The organism is Neptunomonas sp. ABH4_499, from assembly GCF_056160565.1.
Window position 1 is genome coordinate 133,003 of the sequence record NZ_JBSWXK010000009.1, and the last position, 17,448, is coordinate 150,450.

At 50.2% G+C, this 17,448-nt stretch carries 16 protein-coding genes; 12 read left to right on the plus strand and 4 right to left on the minus strand.

The window, feature by feature from the left end:
• Window positions 1-236: 236 nt before the first annotated feature.
• From ACXAF9_RS11170 to ACXAF9_RS11205, 8 genes are all read left to right on the plus strand, one after another.
• Entirely contained in the window at window positions 237-1,415 is a 1,179-nt protein-coding gene (locus ACXAF9_RS11170) for an efflux RND transporter periplasmic adaptor subunit (protein ID WP_475074066.1), read from the plus strand.
• A complete protein-coding gene (locus ACXAF9_RS11175) occupies window positions 1,405-3,336 on the plus strand; it encodes a MacB family efflux pump subunit (RefSeq protein ID WP_475074070.1) in 1,932 nt (643 codons plus the stop codon). The genes ACXAF9_RS11170 and ACXAF9_RS11175 overlap by 11 nt, the downstream gene beginning before the upstream one ends.
• Window positions 3,337-3,340: 4 nt before the next feature.
• The gene (locus ACXAF9_RS11180; RefSeq protein ID WP_475074071.1) at window positions 3,341-4,681 is read left to right on the plus strand and encodes an efflux transporter outer membrane subunit; all 1,341 of its coding nucleotides are present in this window, start codon (window positions 3,341-3,343) and stop codon (window positions 4,679-4,681) included.
• Between the two features lie 172 nt (window positions 4,682-4,853).
• Window positions 4,854-7,031, plus strand: coding sequence for a TonB-dependent receptor domain-containing protein (locus tag ACXAF9_RS11185; protein WP_475074073.1), 2,178 nt, complete (start codon window positions 4,854-4,856; stop codon window positions 7,029-7,031).
• A gap of 159 nt (window positions 7,032-7,190) precedes the next feature.
• Window positions 7,191-7,721: a lamin tail domain-containing protein gene (locus ACXAF9_RS11190; RefSeq protein WP_475074075.1), complete on the plus strand. Its 531-nt coding sequence runs from the start codon at window positions 7,191-7,193 to the stop codon at window positions 7,719-7,721.
• Entirely contained in the window at window positions 7,711-8,433 is a 723-nt protein-coding gene (locus ACXAF9_RS11195; RefSeq protein WP_475074077.1) for a polyphosphate polymerase domain-containing protein, read from the plus strand. Before ACXAF9_RS11190 ends, ACXAF9_RS11195 begins: the two co-directional genes overlap by 11 nt.
• Before the next feature lie 37 nt (window positions 8,434-8,470).
• Window positions 8,471-9,160: a DUF4956 domain-containing protein gene (locus ACXAF9_RS11200; RefSeq protein WP_475074078.1), complete on the plus strand. Its 690-nt coding sequence runs from the start codon at window positions 8,471-8,473 to the stop codon at window positions 9,158-9,160.
• Window positions 9,161-9,163: 3 nt separating this feature from the next.
• A complete protein-coding gene (locus ACXAF9_RS11205; protein ID WP_475074080.1) occupies window positions 9,164-10,666 on the plus strand; it encodes a carbohydrate-binding domain-containing protein in 1,503 nt (500 codons plus the stop codon).
• A 45-nt stretch (window positions 10,667-10,711) separates the two neighbouring features.
• Here the strand turns inward: ACXAF9_RS11205 and ACXAF9_RS11210 are convergent, their stop codons facing one another.
• The 4 genes from ACXAF9_RS11210 to ACXAF9_RS11225 are packed head-to-tail and all read right to left on the minus strand — an operon-like array spanning window position 10,712 to window position 14,061.
• Window positions 10,712-12,040 carry a TRAP transporter large permease gene (locus tag ACXAF9_RS11210; protein WP_475074082.1) on the minus strand — a complete coding sequence of 443 codons (1,329 nt, stop codon included), beginning with the start codon at window positions 12,038-12,040 and terminating at the stop codon, window positions 10,712-10,714.
• Between the two features lie 8 nt (window positions 12,041-12,048).
• Window positions 12,049-12,576, minus strand: coding sequence for a TRAP transporter small permease (locus tag ACXAF9_RS11215; protein WP_475074083.1), 528 nt, complete (start codon window positions 12,574-12,576; stop codon window positions 12,049-12,051).
• Between the two features lies 1 nt (window position 12,577).
• Entirely contained in the window at window positions 12,578-13,636 is a 1,059-nt protein-coding gene (locus tag ACXAF9_RS11220) for a TRAP transporter substrate-binding protein (protein WP_475074085.1), read from the minus strand.
• 44 nt (window positions 13,637-13,680) lie between these two features.
• Window positions 13,681-14,061, minus strand: coding sequence for a 5-carboxymethyl-2-hydroxymuconate isomerase (locus ACXAF9_RS11225; RefSeq protein WP_475074087.1), 381 nt, complete (start codon window positions 14,059-14,061; stop codon window positions 13,681-13,683).
• A 280-nt stretch (window positions 14,062-14,341) separates the two neighbouring features.
• On the opposite strand from ACXAF9_RS11225, the gene hpaH reads away from it, so the two are divergent.
• From hpaH to ACXAF9_RS11245, 4 genes are read left to right on the plus strand one after another with little or no spacing between them, the layout of a single operon-like run.
• Window positions 14,342-15,145, plus strand: coding sequence for a 2-oxo-hept-4-ene-1,7-dioate hydratase (gene hpaH, locus ACXAF9_RS11230; RefSeq protein WP_475074089.1), 804 nt, complete (start codon window positions 14,342-14,344; stop codon window positions 15,143-15,145).
• A 10-nt stretch (window positions 15,146-15,155) separates the two neighbouring features.
• A complete protein-coding gene (gene hpaI, locus ACXAF9_RS11235) occupies window positions 15,156-15,962 on the plus strand; it encodes a 4-hydroxy-2-oxoheptanedioate aldolase (protein WP_475074091.1) in 807 nt (268 codons plus the stop codon).
• A 22-nt stretch (window positions 15,963-15,984) separates the two neighbouring features.
• A complete protein-coding gene (locus tag ACXAF9_RS11240; protein ID WP_475074093.1) occupies window positions 15,985-16,656 on the plus strand; it encodes a fumarylacetoacetate hydrolase family protein in 672 nt (223 codons plus the stop codon).
• Complete coding sequence (locus ACXAF9_RS11245) at window positions 16,653-17,435, plus strand: fumarylacetoacetate hydrolase family protein (protein WP_475074096.1); 783 nt, start codon at window positions 16,653-16,655, stop codon at window positions 17,433-17,435. Before ACXAF9_RS11240 ends, ACXAF9_RS11245 begins: the two co-directional genes overlap by 4 nt.
• Window positions 17,436-17,448: the final 13 nt, after the last annotated feature.

Sequence of the window (17,448 nt, forward strand, 5' to 3'; positions counted from 1 at the left end):
CATGCGCTCTCCTTTTACTGATCCCTACTAAAACGATGAAACGTCTTGCCATCACTGCGGTTTGTAGCTTTGTGCTAAGCGCACTTGCGCTCTATTGCTTTACCTCGACCACCACACATCAACGCGTCTTATCTTTGGTTGGTATAAGCCCAGATACGCCAGAACTTACGCGAAATGAGCGACCTCGACGCGACCCCGATGCCAACCCCCGCCCTCGAAAACAAGAGTGATCCTTAATGAAGTTGCCTAATACCCTGATCAAATCCTGCTTATGGATCATCATTGTCGCAAGCCCCTTATTTGCAGGTTACTGGATCTACCAAGACAGCCAATCCAGTGTACAAGCTTGGCTTACCGATACCGTAAAACGCGCCTCCATCGAAATCACCGTCCCCGCGACCGGTACCTTAGAGCCCTCTAACTATGTTGATGTGGGGGCGCAAGTCTCTGGGCAGATAAAAACACTGCACATTGCCGAAGGGGATGTCGTTGAGAAAGGCCAACTGCTGGCTGAGATTGACGCCACGGTGTTTGAAACCGAGGTTAAAGAGAGCCGCGCGAGCCTCCAGAATCAAAAAGCCCAGCGCGATCAGTTGGTCGCCCAACTGGAGCTTGCCGAAAGCCGTTATGCCAGGGATCAACGTTTGTACAAAAAAGGCGCCGTCAGTGACGACTCACTTGAGGAGAGCCGAACTGACATTGTGATTTTGCGCGCCAAAATCGTCGCCATCGAAGCCCAAATTCAGATCAACGAGGCCGCCCTTGAAGGGGATTTGGTCACCCTCTCTTACAGTAAAATTTACGCCCCCATCGATGGCACCATCACCAGCATAGCGGTGCGCGTTGGCCAAACGATTAACGCTAGCCAAAGCGCCCCGACCTTGCTGACCATCTCGGACCTGTCCAACATGACCCTGCGCGCCAATGTATCAGAAGCTGATATCCAACGTTTGGCACCGCGCATGCCAGTGCGGTTTTCGACACTGGGCAACCCCAACGACTTTTTCCACTCCACGCTTGATAAGATTCTGCCCACCCCTTTGGTCAATAACGATGTGGTGCTGTATCAGGTCTTGATTGGGGTGGATAACCGCTCTGGCCGCTTAATGGATGGGATGAGCACCCAAGTCTTTTTCATAGAAGCCCAAGCAAGCGACGTATTAACCGTACCGTTAGCCGCGGTGTCGGAGCGCCCACGCGGCGCGGTTGCGTTTATCCCATCAGGCACTGGCGGTCGCGCAACCAAACCCGTTTCGGTGGGTATCAAAAACCGCACACACATCGAAATCGTCGACGGCCTTACATTGAATGAGACAGTCATCATCGGGCGCGAAAATGGCGAAAACAAAGAGAAAGCGGTTAGCTTAACCGGCTCATCAAGCGGTCGTCCGATGGGAGGCCGGCGTGAATTCTAACTCCCCTCCTTTGCTGTCAATTTCGCATGTCAGTCGTCATTATCGCAACGGCGATTCGGTGATCAGTGCGCTGGATGACGTATCGCTGACCATTCAAAAAGGCGAGTTTGTGGCCATTATGGGTCAATCTGGCTCTGGCAAATCGACCTTGATGAACATCATCGGCTGTTTGGATCAACCAAGCGAAGGCCGCTATTTAATCCACGGGCACAATGTCAGCTCCCTCAACACCAACCAACTGGCGGCTTTACGGTTAAAAACCTTCGGTTTTGTGTTCCAGCGCTACCAGCTATTACCCACCCTGACCGCGGCCGAAAACGTGGCGTTACCCGCCCTTTATGCCAACACCGACAAAGAAACTCGGCTTAGCAAAGCGTTAAGCCTGCTGCAACGCTTAGGCATTGAAGGGCGCGAGACGCACAAACCCAGCGAGCTATCCGGTGGCCAGCAACAGCGCGTCTCGATCGCACGCGCATTGATTAACGGTGCCGATGTTATTTTGGCCGATGAGCCCACAGGCGCTTTGGACTCCAAAAGCAGCGAACAAGTACTGGAACTATTAGGCGAGCTGAACGCCCAAGGGGTTACGGTGATTCTGATCACCCACGATGCCCATGTTGCCAGCAAAGCTAAGCGCCAAGTCCACATTCAGGATGGCAAAATCGTTTCAGACTCCGCACAGGCTTTGGAGAGCGAGGTTTCAGAAAGCCAGGAGCCGATTAAAGAGCTGCCCTCAATCAGCGTCAGCGAAGCCACCCGCATCTCTCTAAATGCATTGAAAGCCAATTGGTTTCGAACCTTACTTACCTTGCTGGGTGTCGTGATCGGCGTTGCCGCCGTGGTTGCCATGATGGCGATTGGTGAAGGCGGTAAACAACAAGTCGTTCAACGCATTCAGTCGCTGGGGACCAACCTATTACTGGTGAGACCTGGCGGCGCGAACATGCGAAACACGGGCGATATTGCGACCTTGATCGAATACGACGCCGATGCACTAACTGACCTTGCCCATATTGATCAAGTGGCACCAGAACGAGAAAGCCGATCCACCATTCGATACCGTAATCAGGATTACCGCGCCAAGATCATGGCCACCACCCCAAACTACCTAGCGGTGAAGGAGTGGTCACTCTCGCAAGGGGTGATGTTTGATCAGCAAGACATGGATCAAAAAGCCCCAGTGATCGTCATTGGCGATACGATCGCGACATCGCTGTTTCCCGACGATAACCCGATTGGTCAATACGTGATGATGAAAAGCGCACTGTACCAAGTGATCGGGGTACTGAGTACTCAAGGTGCTTCGGCCAGCGGCGTCAACAACGACGAGATGGTTTTGATCCCGTTATCGACCGGTTTATCACGCGTGTTTGCAGGCCAGTATCTGAATGGAATCACCATTAAAGTGGATGACACCGACCACCTTAGCAGCGCCGAGGAAGCCATCCGCGCACGGTTACTCAAGCGCCACGGGACAGAGGACTTTCAAGTGCTGAATACGGCGTCCTTGATTGAGGCGGTCTCAGAAACGCAAAACACCATGACTTGGTTACTGGGCTCCATCGCTGCCATCTCCCTGTTGGTGGGAGGAATTGGCGTGATGAACATCATGCTGGTGAGCGTATCGGAGCGGCGCCGGGAGATCGGCTTACGGATGGCCACAGGGGCCAAGCCCAAAGACATTTTGCGCCAGTTCAACATCGAGGCCTTGGTGGTCTGCTGCTTTGGCGGTGTGATGGGGATTTTGATTGGCCTTGGGGCTGCGCAGACCTTAGCCAGCTTTAATTTAGCCATTGCGTTATCGTGGCACCCGCCAGCCCTTGCATTTGCATCCGCCTTTTTAGTGGGACTGGTCTTTGGCCACGCCCCAGCGCGCAAAGCATCCAAATTGAACCCCATCGACGCGCTGGCCGAGGAGTAACCCAATGCGATTCATGTTAACCGGCAGTCTGGTTCTGTGTTTGTCTGGCTGCGCCACCTATTCCGATTACCAAGCGCCAAGCGCCCCGATGGATGTCAGCGTGCCCTACAACCATCCCGTTTTTACTAGTGATTTGTGGTTTAGCTTTGGTGCCCGTGATTTGACCGATCTACTCTCGGTGGCCTTTAGCCAAAACTGGGACTTATCGGTCGCCAGAGAGCGGGTACGCCTGGCCGAGTTAAACCTTAACAGTCAGCAAGCGGGCAATGGCATCAGTATCAGCAGCGGTATTGGCGGCTCTCAAAGTACCACCACGCAAGACTTAAGTCAGAGTGATCATTCCGAGTCCTTATCGTTCTCGGCCCGATACGAGGTGGATCTCTGGGGTAAAATCCAAGCGGAAGAAGATCAATCTGAACTGGACATACTCACCTCACAATGGGATTTGGATGCGGCCACATTATCCGTCACGGCCAACATCGTTAAAGCCTATCTAAGCTACTTATCCCTCAAGGAGCGGCGGCTGATCGCCGAAAGAAACCTGCATTCCGCAAAGGAGAGCCTTGCGCTTTACGAGCTGCAATTTGAAGCCGGCGTCGTGTCACGCAGCGACCTCCTTAAGCAGCAAAGCACCATCATCAGCCTAGAAGAAAAGTACGTTAACTTTGCCTACCAGATAGAGGATCAAAAGCGCCTATTAGCGATCCTATCTGGGCAAAGTTCTTGGCAGGAAATAGAGCCCAACAAACGACTATCTGATCTTAAATTACCCAAAATTGCATTGAACCAGCCTGCACAGTTGGTGAGAGAGCGCCCTGATATCAAATCGGCAGAAGCCGCGGTTCAGTCCGCCTATCTTGGAAAAGTACAGGCGGATTTGGATCGTTACCCAAGCTTATCGATCAGCCTAAGCCTGAGACCCTCGGACTTTTACGATTTGGCCGAACAGTGGGCCATTTCGCTGTCCGAATCGATCAGCATGACCCTTTTTGATGGCGGTGTGAAATCTACAGCGGTGAGCAAAGCACAGATCAACGAAACCATTGCCCGTACACAATACGTTAGCGTGGTGCGCACAGCGCTCATGGAAGCTCAGGATGCGCTAAGTGCTTATCATCAGAGCCTTAACAGCTACCATTACCAACAAGCCTCCCATGCAAACTTGGCCGAGCAAAACCAAATCATCCAGTACGAATGGGAAGAAGGCGTAAGCACAAAATCGGACTTAATCAGTGCAGAGCGCAGCCTGTACAGCTCAGAAGAATCCCTCATTACATCAAAGTTGAGTTTACTTAACGCCATCGTTACCTTGTACCAAGCCAACGGCACAGCCCCTTCTCTGTGAGGGGCTTAATCATCCTCTATTGATACATTTAGAATACCCATTTCGATATATCTAATTATTAATGATAATTATTATCACTAGTAATTAGATTTTATCTTGTGCAAAATGCCCCCGCTTTATCTGTAAAACATGACAACTTTCTTACAAGAATTTCCAAAAAAGGGACATCGTTGTGCTAAACCGAACCTTGATTGCGGTTGCCATCGCTGCGGCTTCTAGTGGCACTTATGCCGAAACAGCAACCGAAACCCAACACCAAAATCTAGACACCCTGTTAATCGAAGGTAACGTCGAGTCGACTCAGGCGGCGACCAACGCAGAAACACGCGTCAGCGCCGCCGACGGTGCCGTGACCGTCACCTCGAAAGAGATGGAAGACGCGCAAGTATCGAACCTTGCGGATGCGCTTCAGGGTAATGCGGCCGTACAGATTGATGAGGTCGGCGGTTCGCGCGGCAGCGAAATTACCATCCGCGGCCAGTCGGGAAATGCCGTTAGTGTTCGGGTAGAAGGTGCCCCAAATAACCGCAGCCAAATTATGCACAAAGGCAGCAACGACCGGGATACCATCTGGTTGAACATGGATATGTACGACACCATCACGGTGATTCCTGGTGCCGGTGCCAACACCTACGGTAACGGTTCAACCGGCGGGGTTGTACTGCTTGAAACCAAAGACCCAGAAAGCATTATTCGTAATGGTCGCGACTTGGGTGCCAATCTGCGTTATACGCATGAAACCAACGGTCAGTCCGATGGCATCAGTGGTGATGTGGCCAAACGCTTTAACGACCAGTTCTCGGCCAACGCGACGCTGTCCATCCGAGACACCGATGCGTACAAAGATGGTAACGAGGTCAAGACAAACAACGGCAGTACCGGTTCTGACGACATCAGCTATCTGGTGAAAGGGGTATTCACCCCGACCGATGAGCACCGTCTTGAAGCCAGCATCATGCAGAACGACAAAGACTATTCGGACTACAGCGATACTGACATCGAAACTCAATACGAGGTACGCGAACGTACACTGTCTGCCAACTACGGCTACAAGCCCAAGAATAACGATTTAGTGGACCTTAAAATACGTGTCACCCGCGCCGAAAGCGATCAAGAGTCCGACAGCGGCACAGGGGAATGGGCCAACACAGGTGGGGTTACAACCACCTATGCAGAGGTCGAAAACACCAGCATGCTGCACCAGAGCGAGTCGGTCATGCACCTGTTGCGCTATGGTGTCGACTACACGTTTGACGATGTGAGAATGTCCTACGACCAAGACAATGGCGATCCAAAACAAGTCGAGCGTACTTCCATTGGTGGATATGTCTCAGACTCGATTCATATCGGAGAGAACCTGCTGATCTCTGGCAGCGTGCGCTACGATACGTTCAACGCCGACTTTTATGGCAACGGTTTTGATGGTGAAGATTCCATCAACTCAAAACTGTCGGCCAACTGGACGCCGTTTGAGAACACATCCTTCCACGGCTTTGGCTTTACGGCATTAGTAGGCTCAGGCTACCGGGCCCCGGCTGTCTATGAGATTTACGGCAAAGGCTTCACCTACGAGACGTTCTCGGGCGAGGATGCTGACGGCGATGGTATTTACGAAACAGGGAATGTCTCTGGCTGTATGAACGGTCACGGTAACTGGTGTGTTATCCCGAACGAGGATCTGACGGGCGAAACCTCGCTGGATACCGAGTTTGGCTTTACCTTTAACCGAAACCAAATTTTCCAAGCCGACGACCGCTTTGAGTCTAAATTGATGTACATCCACAGCGACATCAAAGACAAGATCTATAACGATACCTTGGGTACGCTGGACAGCAGTCTTGGAACCTATAACGGAAGCTCGTACAACGTCCGTCAATTCGTGAACAAAGATGAAGCAGCGGTATACGGCTGGGAGCTATCAACCTCGTACAACAGCCCTACAATTTTTGCCCACTTAAGCTTCAGTGATATGGGCGGCTATATCGTTGAAGACGACGGTTCTAAAACCCGTGATACGAGCCTTATGCCTCAGAACTTGAGTGCAAGCCTTGGCACCCACTTTAATAACCAGAAAGGTAAAGCGGGTATCGATGCGAAATATCGCGAAGGTCGCTCTTACTTAGGTGGACGTAACAACAACGTTTTGTACATCTATAAAAGCTACACCGTCTATGACCTGTTTGCTTCTTACCAGTTTACCGAGAATCTACGTGTGCAAGCACGCATCGACAACGTCACCGACAAAGCCTACAGCAAAAGCCAAGTCTCAACTGACGATACCACCGGTGCCGATACCACATCGTACCAACCAGGTCGTAACTATAAGCTTAGCTTGAACTATCGCTTCTGATCAGCGACACCCTCCCCTTCTAAAGCAGCCAAACGGCTGCTTTTTTTGTCTTTGTTACATGCGCATTACGGTTTTGTTATAAGTTTTGTAAACCTAGATGATAATGAGAATCTCTTCTATTAAAATCAGAGTGTCTTTAAAACAGTGGGCGTACACTCCATGTTCTTAGAAAACCCGACCCTAAAACGAAATACCTTTGTACTGTTTATCGGCTTTATCGCGGTATTGGCGTTATTTTTACTGACCTATATTTATCAAACAGAGCGAAATACCCTTTTTATAAAAGAGGTTTCTTTTAGCAACAACGATAAACAGGACTGGGTCACGCTTTATAACCCGAGTATGAACAGCTTATCGCTGAAGGGTTATTACTTAAGCGATGATTTGGACGACCCACTTAAATTCCACATCCCTTACGATTTGATTATCCCTGCACAAGGTATGGCAAAACTGCATGGTAAAAAATCAGATCAGTTAGCGATGGATGCCATACGACTGAATTTCAGTTTGAGTAATGGCGAAACCTTGGTGTTAACGAGCCCGTCAGGTAAAGATCAGATTGATCGAATCACATTGGTCGCACCGCTCGATTACAAGGGTGAATTTACCATTGGCCGGGAAACCTCAACCCCGCACATCACCGACATCTTCTATGCTAATGCCACGGCGGTTATCGCCAATGCTCAGTAATAATCCCACGGCACTCAAGGTGCAGCGTCACGAAGTAAAGTATTACATCAGCTATGCCGACTACGAGTACGCGCGTCACCTTCTGAATACGCTGATGATTCGCGACCCGTATCAAACCCATGAGCGCGGTTACTTTATCCGCAGTTTGTACTTTGATGATGCCTACCACACCAGCGTCGAGGAAAAGCTCGATGGCATCGAGCACCGGGATAAATACCGCCTTCGCATCTACGACCCGCACCAAGACTGGGTCAAGCTGGAGCGCAAGCGTAAAAACAATCAGTTTGTGAATAAAAGCTCGGTCACGCTTAGCAAAGCCGAAGCGCTTCGCATGATTGATGGAGATGTCGACTTTTTACTTGAAAAAGAGAGCCAGAGCGCACGCTCGATCTTCTTTGATCTTAAACGCAAATACATGCGCCCGACTGTGATCGTCGATTATGACCGCGAAGTGTATATGCTCGAGTACAACGAGATTCGAGTCACCTTTGACAAAAACATTCGGGTGAACACCAGCCATTTGGATCTGTTTAATCCAGACCTCGAAACCCAAACGCTGCAACGCCCAGACACCATCATCATGGAGGTAAAGTTTAATCACTGCTTACCCCCTTGGTTCCCGACACTCTTAAAGTTTGATGGGACAACCGCCATGGCCATCAGTAAGTATTGCCAAGGCCGAATGCATACCCGCGAATTTTATGGGGATTAACCCAACTCTCTCACTTAAACCTCAATAGCTATTGGTTATGAACGCAACAAACTTAAGTCAACTGTTCGAAAACAGCACGCTCTTCTCGGAAAACACACTGGGTATGCTGCAAATTCTTTTATCGCTCTCGATGACTTTTTTGATGGCGATGTTTATTTATTTTGTTTACAAGCGCACCTATAACGGCGTGCTTTACTCGCAGAATTTTAATATTACGTTGGTGATGACCGCGATTGCGATTAATGCCATCGTCATCGGTATCAGCGGGAATTTAATGCTCTCGCTCGGGATGGTCGGTGCCTTATCGATTATCCGTTTTCGTACCGCGGTTAAAGACCCACGTGATACCGCATTTATCTTTTGGTCCATCATGGTGGGCATCGCCAACGGTGTTCAGTACTTTGAGCTCTCGTTTATCGCCAGTATTTTCATTGCCGTGGTGCTGTGGGGCTTATCGCGCTCGGTCACATTTGAGCCAGCGTACATGTTGATCATCAAATACCCACGATCAACCAGTTGGGCCCCAGTACAAGCCATTTTGGACAATAAAGCGTTTGTATCCAGTTATCTGACCCGCTCCGACACTCTTAAAAACGAAGTCGTAGAGCGCGTTACCGAAGTCAAAATCAAACGTGGGCAGCAAGAATCGCTTTTGGATCAGTTACGCGCTTGCCCAAGTGTTGATCATTGCATACTCCTCTCTAGTAACGGTGAATTTACGGAATAAATCATGATGAAAACGCCTTCACGTCTATGGACCATCGCCCCCCTTTATGGCGCACTGTTAATGGCAAACACCCACGCATGGGCAAACGAAAACGCGGTTGTGCTGGATGTCTCTAAGCCCGCTGCCAGTGGCACAATCACACTGAATAACGGTCAGTTTTTGATCAACCAAGGCGGTACTTACCGCCTAACCGGTCAATCGAATGATCGTCAGGTTTGGGTCAATACACAGGATCAGAAAGTCACCCTGATTCTGGATAACCTGAGCCTCTCTAACGATTACGGATCGGCGATTTACATCGAAGAGGCAGGCGATGTCGACATTGAGCTGGCCGAAAACAGCAAAAACCAATTGGAAGATCAAAACCACAGCGCCCCTTCCAACGGTGAAGCCAAGCAAAATGCACCGATCTACTCCAAATCGGACCTTAAAATCATCGGCGCACCCAATGCGACCTTAACTGTGATTGGCCGCTATAAAGACGGCATCGTCAGTAAAGATGATTTGGATATTCGCAAAGCCAACATCGTGGTTGAGTCAGCCGATGATGGTTTATACGGCCAAGACAGCGTTGATATTCGCGACTCGATCATCACCATCCATGCCGGTGACGATGGTATTAAGGCCGATAATGAAGAGCGCGAAGATAAAGGCTTTATCTATCTAGAGGACAGCGATATCACTGTTCATGCTAAAGATGACGGTATCAAAGCCTCCCGTAAGGTGGATGTAAAAAGCGGTAACATTCGTGTCGAAGAGTCCTACGAGGCCATCGAAAGCCGCAACATAACCATCCACGGTGGTAACGTGTTTGTCAAAGCTGAAGACGATGCACTCAACATTGCCGATGGCAGCGGCGCTGAAGAGAACCGCCAAAAAGGCGATAAAGGCGAGCGACCAGAACGTGGTGAACGACCACCACGTGGGGAGCGCCCGCCCATGAACGGTGATATGCCCCCGCCACCACGCGGTGACAAGATGGGCCGAGGCCCTGGTGGCGGTCACGGAAAAGCCAAAGTGGATGGGCTGCTCTCTATCCTTGGCGGTAAAACCCACATCCAATCCGGTGGCGATGGTTTTGATTCCAATGGCGATGCCATGATGAGCGGCGGTGAGCTGTACATCGAAGGGCCAACCAGCGGCCGCGATGGCTACATCGATGTGGACGGCTTCTTTAAACTGACCGGCGGCCGTCTTTTTGCCATGGGCAGTGCAGGCATGGCACAAACGCCATCCGATGATTCCACACAGCCGGTGATCCAAATCAATGCCGAAAAAACCTACAGCAAAGGCGCTGTGGTGTCGGTGAAAGATGCAAAAGGCAACGAGGTCTACAGCAACACCATGCCAATGGATTTCCAATCCTTTACGCTGTCGATTCCAGAATTGACCCTTGGCGAGAGCTACACGGTTACCATTGATAACGATGAGATCACAACCGTGAAGCTTGAAAGCGTTATTACCCGCTTTGGTAACTCCGGCCGTGGCGGCCGGGGTTGGTGGTAAACGTTAGAGAAACAAAAGCCCTGCGGTGATCGCAGGGCTTTTTACTTACCGATACAACCATTCAGGAAGAATAAGAGAAATCGCACTGAAGGCCACGATCAAAGCCAGTCGAACCATATCCGCACACCAGAACGGCGTTACGCCTTTAAAGATGGTGCCTGTTCTTACATCTTTTAACACCGCACTTAAGACAAAGACGTTCATCCCCACAGGCGGCGTTATTAGACTGATCTCCGTAACCACCACAACCACAATGCCAAACCACACCAGATCAAACCCTAAGTTTGCCACTAAGGGATAGAACACGGGCACGGTTAACAGCATCATCGATAAGCTTTCAAACACCATACCGAGCAAGATGTAGATACCCAGAATCACCAAGATGACCACCATGGGTGAGACATCCAGATCGAGCACTAATTGCTCTAGCATACTGGGGAGACCTGCGCGGTTTATAAAGTCGGAAAAGATTAACGCGCCGATCACAACCGCAAACAGCATCGCCGAAGTACGTAACGTATCCACCAGCGTCTCGAAGATGGCGCTGATACCCAGCTGCTTGCGCGCAAGCCCAATTAAAAATGCACCGCCTGCACCGATGCCAGCGGCTTCTGTTGGCGTAAAGATACCCATATAGATACCGCCCATCACAACGATGAACAGCAGTAAAATCCCCCAAACGCCTTTGAGTGCCGTGATGCGCTCGCTCCAAGACAACTTCTCGCCCGCTGGCCCCTGCGAAGGGTCCCGCCAAACCACATAACGCACCGCACACAGATACAAGACAATACCCAGTAACCCAGGTAAGAAACCGGCGGCAAAGAGTTCGCGAATACTGGATTCGGTTAGCAGTCCATAAATCACCAAAATCACACTGGGTGGAATCAAAATCCCTAAGGTGCCACCGGCAGCAATGGATGCGGTAGCCAGCGCATCGGAATAACCAAACTTTCTCATAGGGGGCATAGCCACTTTGGCCATGGTCGCCGAGGTTGCCAAGCTTGAGCCGCAAATGGCCGAAAACCCGCCGCAGGCCACGACCGTAGCCATCGAAAGCCCGCCTTTTCGGTGACCAAGAAAGGCATAAGAGGCTTGATACAACTCATGCGAGAGACCCGTACGGGTCACAAAATTGCCCATCAAAATGAACAAGGGGATAACGGATAAGCTGTAATCTTGAACGGTATCAATGATGCGGTAACTGGCCATCGATAAAACACCGTCCCAACGATAGGAAAACAGGTTATCAAACGTAAGCCCTTGCAAATGCGCAAAGCCAAAGAAGCCCACCAGCCCCATAGCAAACGCGATGGGCATACGCAGAAGTAGAATCAGTACTAGCAGTACAGTAAAGCCAATAATAATTACGGACATAATAAGACCTACAAACTGGAGTTCTGACCTTTAAGCTGACGATAAACACCGTAGGTGATCACACCGAGCGCAGTGAACCAGCTCATGACAGCGATGTATTGGATGATGTAGCCGGTTGGCATCCCCAGGTACTCAGTTACCACGCCACGCCGCAACGCCCGCTCGGCCAACTCAAAGATCCGAAGGCCAACGCCATAAAAGGAGGTAGCGATCACAAGGACAGCGATCAAACCTAATACCTTGGCGGCCATCACACCCAATAACCGATCCAAGATATCGACCACAACGTGCCCACCGCGCCATGTGATGATCGGCATCTCTGCAAAGATCATCACAGCAAGACCGATTTCGGTCAGTTCAGTGACGCCATCAATGGAGTTGTTAAACAGATATCGCCCTACCACATCGGCGCAGGTAATGAGCATGACGAACAACAAAGTCGTTGCGGCGATCAGCTCTAGTAGAAACGCTAACCATTTGATCGGGCCAATCTCGTTGTAACGATGATTGACCCATGCGGATAAAGAGTGGCTCATGTTACTTGGCATCAGTCGATGACAGGGTGGCTTGATAGGCCTTAGCTTCGCTCCAAAGCTCGTCAATGGCCGCTTGCGCATCAATACCGCGATCCTTAACACTGTCGATCCAATGTTGTTTAAGCCCTTGGGTTAGCTGCTTAAACGCTTGGGTCATTGGATCCTCATCGCTCAAACGGATGATGTTTACACCACTCTCTTCAGCGACTTTTAAACCATCTGCATCGATCGAATCCCACGCTTGCCCAGCCAGTTGCGAGAGCTTTTCGCCGGACACGCTTAAAATGGCTTCGCGATCTTTCGGGTCCAAATCTTCCAAAAAGTAAGGATCAATAAAAATCGAAAAACTGCCCAAATACATCCCGCCCGGAATCATTGTGACGTTAGGCGCGACTTCGTTTAGGCGCAACGCTTTTTGCTCCCCCATGGGCATAAACACACCGTCGATTACGCCCTGCTGAAGCATCTCATAGACTTTGGGAGCTGGTGCTGCAACCGCCGTCACTTCCATTAACTCGCCAAGCTCGCTCTGGACACCACCGCCAATTCGAATCTTTTTGCCTTTTAGATCAGCCATCGTGGTGATCGGCTGCGTGGAGTGTAAATAGCCTGGGCCATGCGTGAACATACCGATCACTTCTAACCCTTCAAACTCATTGGCTTGCTCGAAGTACTTTTTATACACACGCCATAAAGCAACCGATGCCGCTTCGGCACTGACACCCATACCCGGCTGCTCTACCGCTTGGGGTAACTTAAATCGCCCGGGTACGTAACCGTGATAACCAAAGCTTGCATTGATAACGCCATCTTCCACTAACTGAAACATGGTTTTAGGATGTCCAAGGCCTTCCTCAACCTCGACTTTCACTCGCCCCTCTGTGGCCTCTTCAACCCATTTGGCCCATGTTGGCCACACAATGGCGTTCTGTGGGTTGGTAGGCGGCAGCCAAGTACCAACGCGCAGAATGGTCTCAGCCTGCACTACTGATGAAAGAGCAGGTAAAACCGTTAACAGGGAGACTAGGGTTGCTTTTTTAATCCGTTTACTTGCGAACATGGGGTTATCCTCATTTTTATTGTTAGCGGGATAAATCGAAGGCGTTATTTAAATAAAGGGTGAATGTTGTTTTTATTAAATTTTAAAACAGGGTCTAACTCCGTCATTTCAAAGGATATTTGACAATAACCATGATCCGTTACCGGCTTCATCCAATCGCACAGTATGTTAAATACCTGCTCAGCGACGGTTTGCTTCAATTCGCTGTCCCGACCGTGACCAATCTTGAGCGTTAAGTTCAGGAAGGCAAACTCAGGACGGCCATCGGCCACACGAAAATCATCACAGCGAATGGCGCGGCTGCGTACACCGCCCAGCGGGAAGTGCCCAGTGCCAACCACATAATCGTGTAGCTTTTCAAACAGACTCTGAAACTCCAGTGATTCGTGAAGATTCCCAGAGTACTCAACGATAAAGTGCGGCATGACGGTGCTCTCTTCTTAGACTGTAATTCACAGGATGATGATCACCCTTAAACGAAAACCAAATTAATTAACATATTAAGTTTTGTCAATAAGTGATGTGCCTCGTTAGACCAAGGTGTAGATATTGACATTACTTAATATATTAACTAAATATAGTCACCTTAGAGGCCCTAATTTTTGCACGACATCAACCATTTGGTTAATAGAAACCGATAAAACAACAACCATATAGTTAACATATTAAGTTAATTATCGATCGGCCATCACGAGGTTTACCTACATGCTCAGCCACGAACACATTCTTGAAGCCGCTAACCGGCTACACAGCGCCGAGACCGAGCGCCAGCAAATCAAAGCTTTAACGCTTGAGCACTCATCCATGACCATGGACGACGCCTATGCGATTCAAAAAACATGGGTGGATCAAAAAATTAAGGCAGGCCGCTCCGTGATTGGCTATAAGGTCGGCCTAACCTCGCGTGCGATGCAGATGGCGGTCAACATTGATGAGCCCGATTACGGCGTACTGCTGGACGATATGCTGTTTGAAGATGGCGCTACGTTAAAAGCATCTGATTTTTTGGATCCGCGTATCGAAGTTGAACTGGCGTTTGTGCTTAAAAAGCCTCTGTTTGGCGAAAACGTGTCCATCTTTGATGTCTACAACGCAACCGATTATGTCATCCCGGCGCTTGAGTTGATCGCGGCACGTTGCATGCGCACAGACCCTGAAACAGGCTACACCCGCAAGGTGTACGACACCATCGCGGACAACGCCGCTAACGCGGGCATCATCTTGGGCGGTCGTCCTATCAAAGTTGATGAGATCGATCTTCGCTGGGCAGGCTCCATGCTTTATCTCAACGGACAAATCGAAGAAACCGGACTGGCCGGTGGCGTATTGGGCCACCCTGCTAAAGGTATCTCTTGGGTGTGTAAGCGCTTTGCGCCCCACGGCATCGGTTTAGAGCCAGGGCAAGTCATCCTTGCAGGTTCTTTCACTCGCCCGGTTCCTGTTAAAGCGGGTGATACCGTTCATGCCGACTTCGGTCCACTGGGCGGTATCGGCATTCGTTTCGAATAAGGAGCGAGTGATGGAACTGAAAAAGAACGCCTTTAAAGCAGGATTAGATTCCGGCACCACCCAATACGGCCTATGGCTCGGTCTTCCAGATAACACGGCAGCGGAAATTGCAGCCTGTGCGGGTTTTGATTGGTTATTGATCGATGGTGAACATGCACCATTTGATCTTCGTGCCATCATGGCGCATCTACAAGCGATGTCGGCCTACCCGGTAGCGCCGATTGTTCGCCCTGTTGAGGGCAGCACCGCACTGATCAAGCAGTTGCTGGACGTTGGCGCACAAACCTTGCTGGTCCCCATGGTGGATACAGCCGAACAAGCCAAGTTACTGGTGGATGCCGTGCGTTACCCGCCCAACGGCATTCGAGGTCTGGGAACCTCCCTTGCACGTGCGGCGGCGTGGAACAACATCGCAGGCTACGCGCAAAAAGCCAATGATGAGATCTGCCTGCTGGTGCAAGTTGAAACTCAGCTTGCGCTGGACAACTTGGACGAAATTCTTGCCGTTGAGGGCGTAGACGGTGTGTTTATTGGCCCATCGGATCTATCCGCTTCTATGGGATACATCGGCCAAGCTGGTCACCCGGATGTGGTTTCAGCCATTAAAGGCGGCCTTGCAAAAATACGAGCGGCCGGAAAATACGCAGGCCTCCTCTGCTTAGATCCATCCCTTGCCAAAGATTATGAGCAAGCCGGTGCCAATTTTATTGGTGTGGGTGTGGATACGATGATCTTAGCGCAAGGTGCGAAACGCCTAGCCGCACAATTCAAATCTCCAGAAACCTTGACCGAACAGAAACCGCAAGCCGGTTACTGATTTTGATCTTTAGGACTCGATTATGTCTTTGAACCCATTAGTAACAAGCAAACTGGTCTGTGTTGCTCTGAATGACAAGGAGCAGCTCACAAAGCTGGATGCCGAATTCCACGAGGCTCCTTACAAAGCCCCACCCAAAGAACCCGTTCTTTACTACAAACCCCGCAATACCTGGACAGTCGATGGCGCGACCATCGAATGGGCGCGTGATTTTGATAACCAACCGGTGCCCGTTATGGCCGTTGGCGGCAGCTTAGGTGTGGTCTTTGGCAAACCGACGTGCCGTGTCTCAGTAGACGAGGCGCTTTCTTACGTAAAAGGCTTTACCGTGGTGGGCGATTACTCGTTACCAGAAGCGAACTACTACCGCCCAGACATCAAAGGAAAATGCTTAGATCAATCAGCGCCTGTCGGGCCAACGATTGTTGCAACTCAAGCACTGCCAAACCCAGATCAACTGACCATCGATATCTCAGTGAACGGTGAGTTACAAAGCCGCTTGCCAATGTCTCGATTGCTTCGAAGCACAGCAGAGCTGATCAGCACCCTTTCGCACATCATGACCTTCCAAGAAGGTGAAGTAATGGCCTGTGGATTTTCTGGCGAGCGTGTTGCGGTTAAGCCAGGCGACACAGTGGCCATCACAATCGAAGGGGTAGGAACGCTTAACAATACATTGGAGGTACCAGCATGAGACACGCTCGTATCCAAGTAAACGGTCAAACACTGGCCATCACCATCGATCAAAATGATCAGATCAGAACAACCGATGGCAAGGCCCTTGATCTTCCGCTCGATTCGGACCAGATCACTTGGCTGCCACCGGTTGAAACACCAGGCACAATCTTTGCGCTGGGTCTGAACTACGCTGACCACGCGACGGAACTGGCGTTTGAGCCACCGAAAGAGCCATTGGTGTTTATCAAGCACGCCAACACTCTGACTGGACACAAACAGATCAGCTACCGTCCTGACAACATCGAATTCCAACACTACGAGTGCGAGTTGGTTGCGGTTATCGGTAAGCAAGGCAAGCGCATTAAACGTGAAGATGCGTTGGATTATGTGGCCGGTTACACCGTGTGTAACGACTTTGCGATCCGCGATTATTTGGAAAACTACTACCGTCCAAACCTGCGTGTAAAAAGCCGTGATTCTTTGCTGCCAATGGGTCCTTGGATGGTTGATCGCGATGATGTTCAGGACGTGAACAACCTGCGCCTAACCACCCGCGTTAATGGCGAGATCACTCAAGATGGCTCTACAAAAGACATGATCTTTGATGTGCCGTTTTTAATCGAATACTTAAGCCACATCATGACACTGAACCCGGGCGATATGATCGCGACCGGTACCCCACACGGTGTGGTTGATATGCAACCTGGTGATGTTGTTGTTTGCAGCATCGAAAACATTTGTGATTTAGAAACCCGTATCGTCTCTGAACAAGAGTACTACGGCGAAAACTACTGATTCTGGAGAGCCT